Below are 17,106 nucleotides of genomic sequence, written 5' to 3'. Positions count from 1 at the left end.
TGAAGTACAAAATGCATGTCGACCGTTCGGGCAGGATGGACAACAAATCCTTGCTCCAGCTGAAAAACATTTACCTTGCGCCGTACATGCAGCTTGCGACGGTACTCATCGGCAAAGCCCGCCACGCCGGCGGCAATATGTTCCGCCATCAGCTCGACACGATGAGCATACTCATCGACTACGGCTATATCGACGCGGTGCTTTTGAAAGCGTCGTGTATTCACGACGTTATCGAAGACGTGCCCGGCTTCGATCCGAATTTGATAATCGATATCGACGAAGACGGGCAAAAAGTGTACAAGCTCGTTCTCGAAGTGACACGAAAAGAAGGAGAGCTGAAAAGCGATTACCTGCGTACCATCATCCAAAGCGGAAGCCAAAAAGCGAAAATATTAAAATGCGCCGACAGGATCAGCAATATGATAAGCCTCGGCTTCGTCACCGATCCCGCGTTTATCGAGCGGTACTGCGACGAAACCGAATTTTTTATTTTGCCGATTGCGCTTGAAGTCGACTACAATATGTATCAGGAACTCATCGGACTCATCATCTCCCGCCGCCGCTACCTCGAAGAAAGCGGCTATATCGATCGAAAGAAAAAGACGCGGCAAGGCTAACGGTTTTTAATCAACTTGACACTGGCTTTTATAAAGCGTAAAATTATTCCCGTAAAATGATTTTTATTAATAAGGGGTTATTAGTATGATTAAAGTCGGTATCAACGGTTTTGGTCGCATCGGGCGCATGGTATTCCGCGCTGCGGTTTCAAACTTTAACGACATTCAGATTGTCGGCATCAACGATTTGCTCGCTTTCAATAAAGCCGATCCTTCGAAAATGCTGATCGATTATCTCGCATATTTGCTCAAATACGATTCGGTTCACGGCCGTTTTGAAGGCAAAGTCGAATTCGACGATCAGCACCTCATCGTAAACGGCAACAAAATCCGCGTTTTCGCGGAAAAAGATCCTGCGAATATCAAATGGGGCGAATGCGGCGCCGATGTCGTCGTCGAATCAACGGGCTTTTTCCTGACAAAGGAAGCGTGCGAAGCGCACATCAAAGGCGGCGCAAAAAAAGTCGTCATGTCGGCTCCTTCAAAAGACGACACGCCGATGTTCGTTTACGGCGTCAACGATTCGACCTATGCGGGACAGACGATCATTTCGAACGCGTCCTGCACGACAAACTGTCTCGCGCCTCTTGCAAAAGCGATTCACGATGCATACGGCATTAAACGCGGTCTTATGACAACGGTGCACGCATCGACGGGTACGCAGCTTACGGTCGACGGTCCGTCAAAGGGCGGAAAGGACTGGAGAGGCGGACGTTCCGTATACAACAACATCATCCCGTCGACGACGGGAGCTGCGAAAGCGGTCGGAAAAGTTATCCCGGCGCTCAACGGTAAACTCACCGGTATTTCGATGCGCATCCCTGCTCCCGATGTATCGGTTGTGGATTTGACTTGCCAGCTTGAAAAGGCCGCGGGAAGCAGCAAAGAAGAAGCGTACAAAAACATCTGTGAAACGATGAAAAAAGCCGCTGACGGCGCACTCAAAGGCATCGTCGCGTATACCGAAGATCAGGTTGTTTCGACCGACTTTACCGGTGACAGCCACACGTCCATCTTTGATGCGAACGCGGGTCTCGCGCTTGAAAACGATTTTGTAAAATTGATTGCATGGTACGATAACGAATGGGGTTACTCGAATAAGCTCTGCGAAATGATCCGCGTGATCAGCAAGTAAGGCTTTTGCCTCGTCGCTCGGATTATTTTTAATAATTATTAATAGATAAAACCGGTCGGTGCGTGATGCGCGTCGGCCGGTTAAATTGAACGTCTGAAATAGCGCCGTTCAATTTAACTTCTGCTCTACGGCGAGCTTATGTATGTCGATACCGCCGATTTTCCGTGCAGCTTTTTTTGAATCCGCTCTTGTACGTCTGCCGCAGAAGAGAGCGTCGTCATCGAAAAATAATATTGTTTTTTTTCAAAGGCGAACGACGCGTCGATACGGTGTTTTACATCGGTAAAAAGTACGGAATACCATTTTTTCTGAGGCAGTTCGGTTTCGAGCGCTTCGATTCGGCCGAGGTCGATGAGCTGTTCGGAGGGTTTGCTTCCGTGTGTCATCTGCCGAAACATCAGAGACATAAAATTTTCGGACGGGGAAACGTAAAAATACAGTCCGTGCGCACAAAAGACGAGGAGTCCCCAAAGCTCGGTACGCGAAGAAGTGAGCGAGAGCGCGGCGTATGTTTTTTTATCCGCATTGATGCACACGAATTCCAGTTCTTCGACGGCATCGCCCGTTTTTCCTTCAAGTTCGATAAAAAATTGTTTTCGTTCGTCATTCATATAGAAACAAGTATAGCAGATACTGAAAAAAAATTACATGGTTCAATTTCGAGTTTTCTAAAACTCGAAATTTACCAACTGTTTCGTTCACCGACTGAACGGCGAGTTTCGAAAGTGAATAAAGTGATGCGGAGGCGAGGTTCCGGCTGCGTGCCGTTTCGAGCGTTAGGCTTGCGGAAGCCTACCCTAAAAGCTCGACCGCGGCTAAGCGGACGGGTTCTCGCCGAAAGCATAGCTTTATTTAGAAATACTTTCGAAACTCGACTTTCGACCTACATATCTGCTATACTATACGCTATGAATGAAAAGAAAAAATCGCCGTTCATTGTGCGGCTTTTCAAAGGGATTTTGATTTTTCTGTGCGTCATTCTCGTCTCTCTGTTCGGATGGATCGGTTTTTCCGCTCTCGACAGAATGTCGCCTCTTGACGTGATTCCGTCCGATTATTCGGTTTTCGTGCACACCGATTCTCTGTGGGATGCCGTCTCTCCGATAGTCGATTTGAAAGCCGCCGACGTGCTGCTTGCCGATCCGCTGCTTTCGAATTACCGCGCTCCGTTTATGGAGTTCCGCTCGTCGGCTCTGCGCAGCAACAAATACGTGCGCTTTGCCGCATCTCGAAGCGTGTATGCCGCTTTTTATGCGGCAAAGGGAGCTTCGTCGTATATCACACTTATCGATATGAGCTTTCTTTCCGCGTTGACGCGCTTCGCGCCTCTTGTCGCACCGCATTTGAATATTAATAATTTGGACTATGTCAAAGATTACGATTTTCCGTATTTCAAATACACTGCAGGAAAAAATGCGGCGTATTATATTGCTCAAAAGCGCAATCTACTCGTTGCATCCGATTCGCTCGCTACGCTTTCCCGTGCGATTTTGGATGACAATGTCCGTGCGTACAAAAAAGAAGAAAAAGCGCTTTTGCTGCAAAAAAGCGGCGAGCCGATCCGCATCGTGGCAAACGGAAAGCGGCTCGTCGAACAGGTTACCGCCGGAAACGATGTCGCCGGGGCAGTTTCTTCTCTGCTCGATGAAACGGCCCTCAGTGTCGTTTCGTTCGGTATATCAGATGCCGATATCACGGTCAAAGCGGAATTCCCGTTTGCGATTTCCGATACGAACGCATCTCCGCTTGCGCCTCTTTTAATAAAAAATTCGAAAATGCCCGCACTCCTTTCGCAGCTCGGAGAGAACGTGCAGTATTATACGCTGCTCAATGCGGGGCAGTTCAGCGAGTTGAAAGACGCGCTTTTTCCGCTTTTACAAAGGACGACGGATATCGAGCGTACATGGCAGCGAGCGAATGCGTGGTGCAGGCGGCTCTTTTCGGTTTCGCTCGACGATATCGTTTTTTCATGGACGGGAAGCGAATGCGCCGTACTGGGCATCGAAGGCAACACCGATCCCGTTTTTGCGATCGAAATACGAGACGCACGTCAACGTGAAAAAATATTCGACTCCATATTTTCGTCGTTTGCGATCGAAAACAATACGAATTTAATAATCGGCGGCGTGCGGCTTCCCCGCATCGATATGCCGCCGCTGCTTCGCGAACTGCTTTCGTCGTTCGGCGTTGATTTGCCGCGTCCGTATTATTTTGTGCAGGGGAATTACATCTATTTTTCGGAGTCGCCGCAAAATTTAGCCGGTGTATATAACGATCTGAAAGAACGAAAAATGCTCCCGCGAAACGAAAATTGGAAAACTGTTTCGGGCAATCTTTCGGCGGAAGCGACGGTGAGCGTGTATTACGATCTGAAACGCAGCGTTCCGTTTTTTATCCGAAACGGTACGCTGCTTGCCGACGTCTTAAAGCTGTACACTGTCGGCCGCTGCGATTTCCGCTTAAAAAATTCGGTGCTCACTTGTCAGCTCCATGCGGTCGCTTCTTCGGCATCGGATATGCGCCTCGTTCCGGGTTTTCCGATCGCGCTCGAAGGTACGACCGACTTTTTACTGCATGCGGAAGCGGGCAAAAATCCCGGCGCGGTGTTTTGGCTTGAAAGCGGAAAAAAGATACGTTCTCTCGAACTTTCGTCGATGAAGCGGACCGAACTCAGCTTGGCCGAAAACGCTTCGATCGTTTCCGCTGCCGAAAAGTGCAGGGATGGGGGCGTGCTTTGGGCAGTCGGTGCGAACGGTGCGGTACATCTGCTGAACCGTGCTCTTGAAAACGTCGGAAACTTTCCGATTCTCACCGGTGCCGTCCCGTCCGCGCGACCTGCGGTATTCGGTAAAACGCTTTTGATTCCGTCTCGGGGATCGGTCATCCTCGTCGTAAAAGACGACGGCACCTACGACGAAGTGCAGCTTCCGGACGACGGCGAAATTTTATCCGCGCCTTCTTTTTCGGGCGATACGGCTGCGGTATACGAAAAGTCGTTTGCAGGTTCGATCTATCTCATGAAAAATCAAAAAATTATTAATGCTTCCGAGCCGATGGAAATAGACGGCATAGGCTTCGATTCGCCCGCACTGCTGGAGAGCGGTGGCTTTGTCTATACGGCGTTTATAACGCAATCGGGCAGATTTTACCTTTTCAAAGACGGTAAACTCGAAGACGGATTTCCGATAGAGACGAACGGCGTGTTTTATACGAATGTCGTTTCGTGCGGCTCTTTTTTCTTTGCGCTTTCGGAGGATGCGGAAGTGTATCGCTTTGCACTTGACGGTACCTTTACGACGGTAAAGATTCCCGGCGCGTCTTCCGCGCGGCAAGGGCACATCGCTTCCGTACGTTCCGCTTCGGGAGATGCCGTGTACGCGTGCGCCGACGAAAACGTGCTCTACGGTTTTATGCAGTCACTCGAACTCGTATCCGGGTTTCCCGTCGCGGGCAGGGGCGTACCCGTCATCGCGGATGTCAACGGCGATAAAAAAGACGAGTGTATCGTGCTTTCGTTCGATAAAAATTTATATGCGTGGGATATACGATGAAAAAATTAATAATTATTGTTTTTGCGGCGCTCTCGTTTGCGCTTGTTTCTTGTATGACGTTTCAAAAAGACGTACTCGTCTCTTCTGATGAAACGGTTGACGGCGGTTTTTCGCTTTCGATGCAGGCGCGCCTTGCATCTCTCGACGCCGCTTTTTTCAGCGGGGACAATGCGGCAAATTATGCATCCGAAAGAGCACATATCATTTCGGAGATACAAAAACGTCTCGCATTTCCCGAACTTGAAAAACGAGCGGCTTCCCGTCTCTATGCGCTTTTGGGCCGCGCATATTTTATCGGCGGCAATTCGAACGAAGCGAAAAAATGCTACGAGCAGGCTGCCCGCCGCTATGCCGACGACAGCGAAGCGATCGTGCTCGGTCATCGCTTGGGAATTATTAATTTAAAAGAAGCGCTTTCGCTTCGAAGCGGAGACGGAGTTCTCGTGCTCGAATCCGCCCTCGACGCATACAAGGCGGGAAGGTACGATGAAGCGGCAGGCCTCTTCGATACTGCTTTTTTGCTTCTCGCTCCGTTTTATAAAAGCGCGTATTCGCCGCTTCGAGAAAAAGCATGGCGTCTTAAAGATGCCGTTTCAGACGACAAAGCGCTTGCGAAATTTTTGCCGCTTGAATCGATCTCGCTTTTGCAGATGATCGAAATTACGCAAGCGTCGACGCAGCTTTTGGATATCTACACCGGAGGAAAAAAGTACGGGGGCGAAAGATTGTTCGCCGTTGTGCGGGGTGCTGGTTTGTTGAAAAGCGTTTCCGGTATTTCGGATGACGGTCAACTCCGATCGACAGCGGAAGCGAGCCGTATTCTTTGTGCACGCTTTTTATGGAACTTGCGGACGGCTGCGGGAAAAAATCCGAACCCCGCACGATATTCCGAGCGTTACCGCAGCAGAATGCTTTCGAGTCCGATTCCCGATGTGCCGCTCGCTTCTCCCGATTTCGATGCGGTGCTCGGCAGCGTTGAAAACGAACTGATGACGCTCCGCGACGGCGTCAATTTTTATCCCGAAGGAAAGGTGTCGGGTGCCGAATTCAACGCGGGCCTTACAAAGATACGATAGCATACCGTGATCCGGCACGTCGCTTAAAACGAAGTGTCGAAACGCCGGTTTTAAAAATCGATCAAATGCCGTTGTAGTGCGTTTTTGTTTTTTCCCGCACATAGGCGACAAAGTCTTTGAGCGAAAACGTTTTTTGTTCGAGACCGCTGTCGGCGCGGAAGCGGACGGTTACCGCACCTTCGTCTTTTTCTTTTTGTCCGACGATGAGGATGTACGGCGTTTTGCGCTCCGAGCTTATCGATTTGATTTTGCTTTTCATATTGCTTTCGTCGACGTATGCGTTTGCGCGTATGCCTGCTTCGGCGAGCGCGCTTCGCACAGCTTCGGCATACTCGTAAAAGTCGGGTCCGACGGGAACGACGGCCGCCTGTTCGAAGTGGAGCCACGCGGGAAAAGCGCCGGCGTAGTTTTCGATGAGGATGCCGATAAAGCGTTCGAGCGATCCGAGCACGGCGCGGTGCAGCATAACCGGATGGTGCTTTTGATTGTCCTTTCCGATGTATTCCGCGTTGAGCCGTTCGCTTGACGGCAGCTGGTAATCGAGCTGAATCGTACCGCACTGCCATTCGCGGCCGAGCGCATCGACGAGGGTAAATTCGAGTTTCGGCCCGTAAAATGCGCCTTCTTTCGGCTGCACGTCGTAGTCGAGACCCGCTTCTTTGCACGCGTTTCCGAGAGCGCTTTCGGCGTGATGCCACGTCGCTTCGTCTCCGACGTGATCGTCGGGCATCGTGCTCAGTTTGACGATGAGATTTTTATTAAAACCGAAATCACCGTATACACCGACGAGGAGCTTGCAGAACTTTGCGACTTCGCTTTCGATTTGCTCTTCGGTACACAAAATGTGCGCATCGTCCTGCACGAAGCCTCTCACGCGCATGATGCCGTGAAGAGTGCCGCTCGGCTCGTTGCGTACGCAGTGACCGAACTCGGCAAGGCGCATCGGCAGGTCTTTATAGCTTCTCGTCCGCGTTTTAAATATTTCGATCGCGCCGGGGCAGTTCATCGGCTTGATCGCGAACATGCGCTTTTCGCTTTCGGTGATAAACATATTTTTTTGATAATGTCCCCAGTGTCCGCTCCGTTCCCACAGCGTACGCGGCATGATTGCAGGCGTATTGACTTCCATATAGCCGTCGGCTTCGAGCTTTTTTCGCATGTATTCCTGCAGCGTTATATACACAGACCAGCCGTTCGGATGCCAAAAAATTTGACCGGGATCTTCGTCGTCTATGTGGAAGAGATCCATCTTTACGCCGAGTTTTCGATGATCGCGCTTGTCGGCTTCTTCGAGCATTTTGAGATAATTTTTCAAATCGTCCGGCTTTGCAAAGCAGGCTGCGTATATGCGCGTGAGCATCGGCTGACTTGCGTCTCCGTGCCAATATGCGCCCGCAATTTTCATCAATTTAAAAGCCTGCGCGTTTATCTCTTTCGTGCTCGAAACGTGCGGTCCGCGGCAGAGATCGCGAAAATCGTCCTGTTCGTAAGTGGAGATCGCTTCGTCTGCGGGAAGGGTTTGTATCAAATCGATTTTATACGGCTCGTCTTTGAAAAGGGAAAGCGCTTCGTCTTTTGAAATCTCTTTGCGCACGAATTCGTGATTGCCCGAAAGAATTTTCCGCATCTCTTTTTCGACCGCAGGAAAATCGCTTTCCGAAAATTTGACGTCTTTCGGAAAATCGAAATCGTAATAAAAGCCCGTATCGATCGCGGGGCCTATAGCGATTTTTGTACCCGGATAGAGATGTTTAATCGCTTCCGCCATAACATGTGAACAGCTGTGCCTGATCGTCTGTAATCGTTCGTCGAGTGCCATATACGTACCATCGTAAGTTAAATCTAAGGAAGCTTCTAAGAGGTGATATCTTTAGAAGCTTCCCGCAGTATTTCGAATTTTGTCAAACTCGAAATCGAATGTTTAATCAATAACCCCGACGCAGCCTTGCAGCGAAGCTTCAAGCGGCATCGGGTACAGTGTTCAACGTTTCGCACTGTATGTTTTCTATAAGGCGGTTGCAGTCGGCTTTAATACCCTTTATTACGGCGCAGAGAGAGCGTCGGATATATTAAAGCCTCCGCACGAATAAAACCGTGTTATAGCTTAAAGCGCGCGCTTACGTTTGCGCTCCACAGGTTATTCCTCGGGTTCCAGCAGCCGCCGACGGTGCAGTCGAAAAAGAGGATGTTTAAGCCGAGACCGGTATAGAGCTGCGGCTGGATTTTTCCCCATGCAAAACCGTTCGAATTGTAATCGTGCGCTTCGCTTCCACTTCCGTTGGGAACGTTACCCGAGAGGGCACCTGCTTTATATGTCGACGAATATGCATAATCGTAATGGTTTTTCGACGCCGTAACGTAGGCGCGCATACCGGCGTAGGGCGTCAGGATAAAGAATTTTTTCGAAACCTGCGCCTGTACGAAAAGCGTGTGCAGGTCGAAGTTCGTATTCATATCCGTATTTGCCGTAACCGTTGCAGTGGTAATGCCGGGAATGCCGTGTGCGGTTAAGTCGGATGTATACGTCGACGAACCTTCCGCACCGAGCGCCATGTGCGTGTATATGTAACCCGCACCGACGGATATTTTCGGAAGCAGTGTGCTTCCTTTCATAACGGCATAGCGAATATCGCCGCCGAACGAATAGTACGTGATCGTTCCCGTAAAATCTTCGAACTTTAACGAATTGATTTTTAAGTATGAACCGTACAAGCCGACATCAAAGGGAAGGATGATGCCGCCCAAACGCGCGTTTATCGAATAAGCGGGAAAGGGGATAGTGTTCGGGATCGAAAAATTGAAGTCTTTCGATGCTCCCGGAGTCTTGCCGTTGATTTCGTTGACGATTGCTTCGGCAGTCGATGAAAATTCTTTCGTATTCATAAACGTGCCGGAAACCGTAAGGCCGATACCGAAATGCGGCGGTGCGGACGGGAACAGTTTTCCGATATATGCGTCCGACCAAACGCCGAGCTGCGTCGTCGTTTCGGGAAGCACTTCCGTCACTTTGTCCGTAAAAGATTCGAACGCTTTGTCGATATCCGCGTTTGCTCCGAAAACGGAAGCGGTCGATAAAAGAGATGCCGCCGCGAATACGAAAAGCGATTTAAAGAGATTGCGTATTGTCATAAAGCCCTCCTATATAAGATTGTATTCAGTATATCTGGTATATAGGCAAAATACAAGAGTGCGGAAGAAATTTGCTCGAAATCGCTAGAAATCACGGAAATCAATTTTCAATGGGTATTTTCTAATGGGTAATGAGGCTGTATTGAGTTTTCCATTTCATACGGAGACGCGATACCACCGTACCGTACATTGAGCGAAGTTCCCCGCGCAACTTGCAACGAGCGCGTAAGCGCGAAGTTTCGAGCGCAGGAAACGATGTTCCCGTTTATTTTTATAAAAAAGCGCGTAATTTATAGCTTTGTAAACGATATATAGTTCAGCGGCTTCCTTGCCGCACTATCTCAATAATCGAAGGTGCAGCTATGGAATATACCCATAAACCCGTCGAAGAACTCACCTTTACCGACGACTTTATGTTCGGCACGGTCATGAAAAACAAAATAATTTGCAAAGGCGTCATCGAACGGCTCCTGCACATCAAAGTCGGCAAAATCGAATATCCCTCCCTGCAAAAAACGATAGCACCGTTTTACGAAAGCAAAGGTATACGCCTCGACGTTTATGTTTCCGACTCGGAGCGTGTCTTCGATATCGAAATACAAACGTCGATTCCGCCTTCTCTTCCCAAGCGCACGCGTTATTACCAAAGCCTTATGGATGTCGATAACCTCTTGCGGGGCCAGAATTATGCGGAATTAAAAGAGAGCTACGTCATCTTTATCTGTACGCAGGATCCCTTCGGTAAAGGCTTACCTGTGTATACGTTTCGCAACGTATGCAGTGAAGACGGCACTCTTTTTCTTGATGACAAAAGCGCTAAGGTGTTTTATAATGTGGGTGCCTACGGTAAAGAGGGAGAGCCTGAATTGAGCGCATTGTTGCAGTATCTTTGCGAGAGGCGGGCGACGAGCGGTTTTACACAGCGGATTGATGAGCTTGTCGAAAAAGCGAAACGGAACGAAAAGTTCAGGAGCCGGTATATGTCGTTGAATATCAGAGAAGATGACTTACGCATGGCAGGTGAAAAGATCGGCTTTGAACGGGGGAGACGCGACGGTATTGCCGCGGGATCGTATCAAAAAGCACGAGAAACGGCGAAAATTTTATCGGGTATGCAGATGAGTCTTGAAGCAATAGCAAAAGCGACCGGCCTCTCGGAAGCGGAAATCGAAAAATTGTAATGGTATTTGCTTTTCAAAAAGCTCGACATCCGGCCTTTTAGGTAAAAATTGATTTCCGTGACGGCCAAGCCGTTTTTCTCTCATAGGAGACGCGAAAAAATCCTGCGCACTGCTCGGAATTATTTTTTAAGTCGAGAGTTGAAAAACGCTTGGTGCGTTTTTCTTTTATAGGAGACGCGAAAAAATCCTGCGCGGGGAACGTCCTTCAACGCACGGCAGGGATGCCGTGTCGTATCTTTACGAAATGGTCGCGTATTTTTGCGCAGCAAAAATACGGTAGTGAGCGGTATACGGATGTACCGCGAACGACCACTGCTCGGATTTATTTTTGAAAGTCTGGAGTTGAAAAACGGCCAAGCCGTTTTTCTCTCATAGAAGACGCTCGCGATTTCTCCGCACTGCTCGAAATCTCGCGCTCTAGTATTTTTTCCCTTTTTCCTGTATACTGTTTTCCACTTTAACTATAGAGGCGTTTTGTGTATACACCGGTAAATCCGAAAGCGGACTTTCCCAAGCAGGAAGAAGAGATTCTGAAGTTTTGGCGGGACAACGATACGTTTAAAAAGTCCCTCGCACAGCGCGAAGGTGCTGAAGAATACGTGTTTTACGACGGGCCTCCGTTTGCGACGGGGCTGCCGCATTTCGGGCATTTTATTCCTTCGACTATCAAAGATATTATCCCGCGCTATCAGACGATGAAGGGGAAAAAAGTCGAACGCCGTTTCGGATGGGACTGTCACGGGCTTCCCGTCGAAAATTTGATCGAAAAAGAACTCGGCATCAATTCCAAGCACGAAATCGAAGCTTACGGCGTCGAAAAATTCAACGATGCGTGCCGTGCGAGCGTGCTGCGCTATACGGATGAGTGGCGGAGGATCATCACGCGCATGGGGCGCTGGGTCGATTTCGACAACGATTATAAAACGATGATGCCCGATTACATGGAATCGATTTGGTGGGTCGTAAAAGCGCTGTGGGATAAAAATCTCATCTACGAAGGAAGCTATATCCTGCCGTATTGCCCGCGCTGTGCGACGGTTCTTTCGAATCACGAACTCGCCCTCGGCTATAAAGACGTGCAGGACCCTGCGATTACGGTGCGGTTTAAGGCGACAAAAGCTCCCGATGCCATAGACGATGCGGATTTTGCAAACGGAAACACGTATTTCCTTGCGTGGACGACGACTCCGTGGACGCTTCCTTCGAACGAAGGTCTTGCGATGGGGGCGGATATCGATTACGTTAAAGTGCGCGATACGGCTTCAGGCGATTATTATATTCTCGCGGCGGCGCGCCTCGGTGCATATTATAAAGACGAAAAAGAGTATTCGATCGTCTATACCCGAAAGGGAAGCGATTTTTTAGGCGCGACCTACGAACCGCTTTTTCCGTATTTTAAACATCTGGCGGTAATGGACGACGGATCGGCCGGCGCGTTCAGGATATTCAACGGAGATTTCGTTTCGACTGAAGACGGTACGGGCATCGTCCATACGGCGCCGGCTTTCGGCGAAGACGACAACAAGCTTTTTCAGGGTACGGGTATTCCCTGTGCCGAACCGATCGACGCCGAATGCCGCTTTACGCATGAAGTGTCCGACTACGAAGGCCGCTTCGTAAAAGACTGCGACAAAGACATCATGTCGCGTTTGAAAGCCGAAGGAAAACTCGTCAAACGGGATACGATCGTGCACTCCTATCCTCATTGCTGGAGGTGTTCTTCACCGCTCATCTACCGCAGCATCGGAAGCTGGTTCGTAAAAGTTTCCGAAGAGCACGACGTATTGCTCAAAGCGAATGCCGAAATCAATTGGCGGCCTCCGCATATCAAAGACGGGCGGTTCGGAAAATGGCTTTCGGGCGCGCGCGATTGGGCGATCAGTCGAAACCGCTTTTGGGGCAATCCGATTCCGATTTGGAAGTGCGATTCGTGCAAAGAATCGATCTGTGTCGGAAGCAGGGAAGAACTCAAAGCGCTTTCGGGCGTCTATCCCGAAGATCTGCACAAACAGTTCGTAGACAAGATTACGATTCCGTGCAAAAACTGCGGCGGTACAATGAAGCGCATTCCCGAAGTGCTCGACTGCTGGTTCGAATCGGGTTCCATGCCTTATGCGCAAAATCATTATCCTTTTGAAAATAAAGAGTATTTCGAAAAGCATTTTCCGGCGGATTTTATTTCGGAGGGTCTCGACCAAACGCGCGGCTGGTTTTATACGCTCACCGTGCTCGCAGCCGAACTCTTCGATCGCCCCGCATTTAAAAACTGTATCGTAAGCGGTCTCGTGCTCGCTTCGGACGGGCGCAAAATGTCGAAGAGTCTCCGCAATTACACGGATCCCGAAGAAGCGATTTCAAAATTCGGCGCCGACGCGATACGCCTCTTTCTCATGCACTCTCCGGTCGTCAAAGCGGACGACCTTCGCTATTCGGACGACGGCGTGCGCGATATTTTAAAAGGCATCGTCATACCGTTGTGGAACAGTTACAGCTTTTTTGTGCAGTATGCGAATATCGACGGCATCTCGCCCGACGGACATGAATTCGATGAAGCGCTTCCGCAAAATCCGCTCGATGCGTGGCTCCTTTCGATCACGCAAAAGCTCGTCAAAAGCGTGAGCGCTTCTCTCGACTCCTACGACCTTTCCGGCGCGATCGATCCCATCGTGCATTTTATCGACGAACTCAACAACTGGTATATCCGACGAAACCGCCGCCGTTTTTGGAAAAGCGAAAACGACCGCGATAAAAAGGAAGCGTACGCGGCGCTGTACATTGCGCTCAAAACTTTTGCGCTCGCCGCATGTCCCTTTATCCCCTTTATCACCGAAACGATTTGGCAAAATCTCCGCACGAAAAGCGATAAAGAATCGGTACACCTCGAAGACTATCCCGTATACGGCAAAAAGCTGCGGAACGAAGCGCTCGAGTTTAAAATGGAAGCGGTGCAAAAAGCCGTTTCGATGGGACACGCGCTCAGAAATCAATTCAATATAAAAAACCGCCAGCCGCTTGAAAGCGCGGCTCTCGTAACGCGGGATCCCGAAGAAAAAAAAGTGCTTGCCGAAATGGAAGATTCCATACGCGAAGAACTCAACGTCAAGCGCATCATCTTTCACGAACGGGAAGACGAACTGGTCGAATACCGGGCGAAGGCGAATTTCCGCGTACTCGGAAAAGAAATCGGTCCGCTCATGAAAGAGGCATCCGCAAAGATCGCTTCTCTCGACCACGAAGCCATTCAAACGATCCTCGACGGTTCGAAATTGACGATCGAAGTCGAAGGGAAGAGCATCGACCTCGACGGTACGAAAGTGAACGTCGAGCGCATCGAAAAAGACGATTTGAAAGTGCTCAACGACGGCACGCTGACGGTGGGCTTGGACACGAAGATCACCGACGAGCTTAAAAAAGAAGGCTGGGTGCGCGATTTGGTGCGCGGCATACAAAACCTCAGAAAGGAAAGCGGTTTTGCCGTTACCGATCGGATCCGTCTTTCGCTTTCAGGCGATGCGGAACTCAAATCCGCGTACGAACTCTTTGCACCCTTTATCGAAAACGAAACGCTCGCCGTTTCGTCTTTTTGGCTCGCCTCCCTTTCGGGAAAGAACGTCGAAGCCGAAGATAAACTGTGGAAGGTACAAATTGAAAAGGCGTAATTTGCCGTCCGTATATGCGGCCGTTTTTGCTTCTCTTACCCTTGTTATTCTGGGATCGTGTGCGTCGCTTCCGAAAGGAGCGGAAGTCAATCCGATCGATTTGCTTTCGGGGAATGCCTCTTTTTATATGCGGATCCCGAAAAAAACGGACGGCGAACTCGTCGAACGGATTTTGAGGGCGAGCGCGCAGCATATTTCCGAAAGCGATGCAAAGCTTATCTCAGGCCGCATCGATACGATTTACGCGGCGATCTCGCGCACGAAAACGAGCTTTTCGGTCGAAGCCGCCGTTTCCGGAAATATTCCGAGGCGCACGGCTCATGCGCTTCTTTTAAAAAGCGCGCAGTGGAAAACCGAAACCCATATACCCGAAAGAAGCATTCGTCCGTATTTTTATTACGCGTCGAACGGCGTTTCTCTCGCTTTTCCGTCGCCGAGTATCGTCTGCGTCGCAAACGATGTGAGGCCCATGCTTTCCTCGTTCGATGCTCACACATACGGGGGGAGCATCTCGCACAATGTGAGCGATGCCGTCTATGACTGGCTCGATGTGTCGGGGAGCGAAATACGTTTTTACGCGCCGAACCCGCTTTCGTTTTTGACGATCCTCACGGGCACGAATTTAAATCTGCAGCTCAATTACGTCAAAGGTGCAATGATAAGCGACAGCGCGCATGAAGATCAGTATCTCATGTCGATCGAATTCGATTTTAATAATAAAAATATCGTGCGCGCGGGAGAGGCGATGCTCGCTCTCGCATTCGGTTTGACAAACGCGCAAACGACGAGAAATTCGCCGACGAATATTACGGTATCGGGTATTCGAATCAATAAGCGGCAGCTGTATAAATTGTTCGTATTGTAAAAATATGCCGCAGAAGCCGAGTGAAAAATCGGCGCGGCTTTGAAATTTTAGGCGATCGCGGAGGAACTATGGCAGGCGATGAAGTTATCTTGAAAGCGGAAGACCTCGACGGGTACTTGACGCGGCAGGATCAAATCGATTTGGATGAGCTCGATAAAATGTACAAAGAAACGATGAAGTCGTTCGATCCTGTAAACAAACAAAAGATCATCGATGCGTTCAATGCGATGGGACACAAAATGCAGGAGATCTGTGCGGGACACCCGCACATACGCGTCTATTCCTTTGTCACCGAAGAGGGCGCGCACGCCGAAGCGTCCCGCGTCATCTCGAAGCTGCGCGATATAAATACGAGTCATCAGGAATTTATCTATTACAGCCAACGCGCGTATGAAATGCTGTTTCGTATGGCGTACACCGATGCGCATTCGTCGAAAAAAAATTATATGATCGTCAAAACGCCGGTAACCTATCCGGTGCAAAATTACGCCGTCCACAAAATACCCGATATCGACTCGAAAATCGAAAACGCCGTGATGTGCGTCATGCTCCGCGGTGCGCTGCTTCCGAGTATGATCATATCGAAAGAGATCGAAGAGTATTCGTCACACGATTACGTGACGCCCTTTGCGCTTTTTAAGATCAGCCGCAACGATCAAAAATCGGAAGCGGATATGGAATACGTTTTGAATTTGAAAAAGTCGTTTTTCAATCTCGAAGAACTCGACGGAAAGGATTTGATTTTCGCAGACCCGATGAATGCGACAGGCGGCTCTCTCGTCACCGTCGTAAAATATCTGCAGGGGCAGGGTGTCCGTCCGAAATCGATTCAATTTTTTAACACGATTTCCGCGCTCAAAGGCAGTATCCGCGTTACGCGCGCCCTCGAAAACTGCACGTGCTATACGCTGTGGCTCGATCCCGCGCTCAACACGTCCGCATACATCATGCCCGGCTTGGGGGATGCGGGTGACCGCTTGAACGGCACGGACGCCAAAGATTCGCCGCGCAATATCATGCAGCTCATCGCCGATTACGGAAGCAATATCGCAGGTTTGTACCGATCGCAGCTGTACAAAATCGAACAGACAGTGTTGGGTTGATGATGCGGAAAGCGGCTGTCCTTTTAGCGGCGTTGTTGATCGTTTCGTGTAAAACGGGCGCGCATTTTCCGATCCCCGGAGAAGCTGCCGTCACTCGCTCATCCCTTGCCGCCGAATACATGGCAATCGCCGATGCATACGCCGAACTTGAAAAATACGATAAAGCCGCTCCTTACTATAAGCGTGCAATGCAGGACGAAAGCCTCTATTGGACTGCGATATACAAATTAGGCAGGATGTACGCGCTGTCGAAAAATTGGCCGGAAGCCGAAAAAATCTACAAACGGCTGCTCGAGCGCGATGCTCAAAACGTGAGCGTGCGGATGTCGCTTGCGTATATACAAGCGATGTCGGGCGATCTTGCAGGCGCAAAGGCGGCGTATAAAACGCTCGTCGATGAAAATCCGCAAAACGAAACGGTGCTCGTGAACTTCATCGCCGTTTTGCTCTCTCAAAAAGATACGGCCGGTGCGGAAGAATCTATCGCGCTCTTAAAAGAACGGTTTCCCGAAAGCGCATCCCTTGCCGATTACGAAAAGCGTTTGTCCGATTTGAAAAAGCCGGCCGAGGAAAAAGCTTCGAAAGGCGGCTCTGCGGATACAAAAGATGAAACTTCGGAAGGAAACGCAGCGGATAAGACCTCAGATCCTGCGGATAAAAGCGGAGCTGCCGACAAAAGCGGAGCGGACAAAAGCGGAGCGGACAAAACCGCTGCGGATAAAAGTGCGGACGCGGTAAAAGGTGAGGCTTCTGCGGATAAAAACGCGGCGGTAAAACGGAAGCTCTGAAG

The 17,106-nt window shown here is 49.8% G+C and carries 12 protein-coding genes; 9 read left to right on the top strand and 3 right to left on the bottom strand.

Annotated features, from left to right (window positions below; genetic code table 11):
• The first annotated feature begins 11 nt into the window (after positions 1 to 11).
• Positions 12 to 617 (top strand): hypothetical protein, encoded by a 606-nt coding sequence (locus tag IZU26_RS00475; protein WP_433276979.1) that lies wholly within the window; start codon positions 12 to 14, stop codon positions 615 to 617.
• An 85-nt stretch (positions 618 to 702) separates the two neighbouring features.
• Positions 703 to 1,752: a type I glyceraldehyde-3-phosphate dehydrogenase gene (gene gap / locus IZU26_RS00470; RefSeq protein WP_433275926.1), complete on the top strand. Its 1,050-nt coding sequence runs from the start codon at positions 703 to 705 to the stop codon at positions 1,750 to 1,752.
• 125 nt (positions 1,753 to 1,877) lie between these two features.
• On the opposite strand, the gene IZU26_RS00465 is transcribed toward gap, so the two are convergent.
• The gene (locus tag IZU26_RS00465) at positions 1,878 to 2,363 is read right to left on the bottom strand and encodes a hypothetical protein (RefSeq protein WP_433275924.1); all 486 of its coding nucleotides are present in this window, start codon (positions 2,361 to 2,363) and stop codon (positions 1,878 to 1,880) included.
• A gap of 297 nt (positions 2,364 to 2,660) precedes the next feature.
• On the opposite strand from IZU26_RS00465, the gene IZU26_RS00460 reads away from it, so the two are divergent.
• Both IZU26_RS00460 and IZU26_RS00455 read left to right on the top strand, forming a co-directional pair.
• Entirely contained in the window at positions 2,661 to 5,303 is a 2,643-nt protein-coding gene (locus IZU26_RS00460; RefSeq protein ID WP_433275922.1) for a hypothetical protein, read from the top strand.
• Complete coding sequence (locus IZU26_RS00455) at positions 5,300 to 6,379, top strand: tetratricopeptide repeat protein (RefSeq protein WP_433275920.1); 1,080 nt, start codon at positions 5,300 to 5,302, stop codon at positions 6,377 to 6,379. Before IZU26_RS00460 ends, IZU26_RS00455 begins: the two co-directional genes overlap by 4 nt.
• 61 nt (positions 6,380 to 6,440) lie before the next feature.
• Here the strand turns inward: IZU26_RS00455 and thrS are convergent, their stop codons facing one another.
• Together thrS and IZU26_RS00445 are read right to left on the bottom strand one after the other, a co-directional pair.
• Positions 6,441 to 8,198, bottom strand: a complete 1,758-nt coding sequence (gene thrS / locus IZU26_RS00450) for a threonine--tRNA ligase (RefSeq protein ID WP_433275918.1) — start codon at positions 8,196 to 8,198, stop codon at positions 6,441 to 6,443.
• A gap of 278 nt (positions 8,199 to 8,476) precedes the next feature.
• The gene (locus IZU26_RS00445; RefSeq protein ID WP_310822886.1) at positions 8,477 to 9,508 is read right to left on the bottom strand and encodes a hypothetical protein; all 1,032 of its coding nucleotides are present in this window, start codon (positions 9,506 to 9,508) and stop codon (positions 8,477 to 8,479) included.
• Between the two features lie 362 nt (positions 9,509 to 9,870).
• Between IZU26_RS00445 and IZU26_RS00440 the strand changes: the two genes are divergently transcribed.
• The 5 genes from IZU26_RS00440 (at position 9,871) to IZU26_RS00420 (ending at position 17,104) form a co-directional block, all read left to right on the top strand.
• Positions 9,871 to 10,689, top strand: coding sequence for an Rpn family recombination-promoting nuclease/putative transposase (locus IZU26_RS00440; RefSeq protein ID WP_433275916.1), 819 nt, complete (start codon positions 9,871 to 9,873; stop codon positions 10,687 to 10,689).
• A 476-nt stretch (positions 10,690 to 11,165) separates the two neighbouring features.
• Positions 11,166 to 14,348: an isoleucine--tRNA ligase gene (ileS, locus tag IZU26_RS00435; protein WP_433275914.1), complete on the top strand. Its 3,183-nt coding sequence runs from the start codon at positions 11,166 to 11,168 to the stop codon at positions 14,346 to 14,348.
• Positions 14,335 to 15,213, top strand: a complete 879-nt coding sequence (locus IZU26_RS00430; RefSeq protein WP_433275912.1) for a lipoprotein — start codon at positions 14,335 to 14,337, stop codon at positions 15,211 to 15,213. The genes ileS and IZU26_RS00430 overlap by 14 nt, the downstream gene beginning before the upstream one ends.
• A 68-nt stretch (positions 15,214 to 15,281) precedes the next feature.
• The gene (locus IZU26_RS00425) at positions 15,282 to 16,316 is read left to right on the top strand and encodes a uracil phosphoribosyltransferase (RefSeq protein ID WP_038081520.1); all 1,035 of its coding nucleotides are present in this window, start codon (positions 15,282 to 15,284) and stop codon (positions 16,314 to 16,316) included.
• On the top strand, positions 16,316 to 17,104 hold the full coding sequence (locus IZU26_RS00420; RefSeq protein ID WP_433275911.1) for a tetratricopeptide repeat protein: 789 nt from the start codon (positions 16,316 to 16,318) through the stop codon (positions 17,102 to 17,104). Before IZU26_RS00425 ends, IZU26_RS00420 begins: the two co-directional genes overlap by 1 nt.
• The last annotated feature ends 2 nt before the right edge of the window (positions 17,105 to 17,106 follow it).

Origin of the sequence: Treponema sp. SP13, assembly GCF_050938355.1 — a bacterium.
GTDB lineage: Bacteria > Spirochaetota > Spirochaetia > Treponematales > Treponemataceae > Treponema_D > Treponema_D socranskii.
Note: the sequence above shows the minus strand (reverse complement) of the source record. Positions and strands in the feature narration are given on the sequence as shown.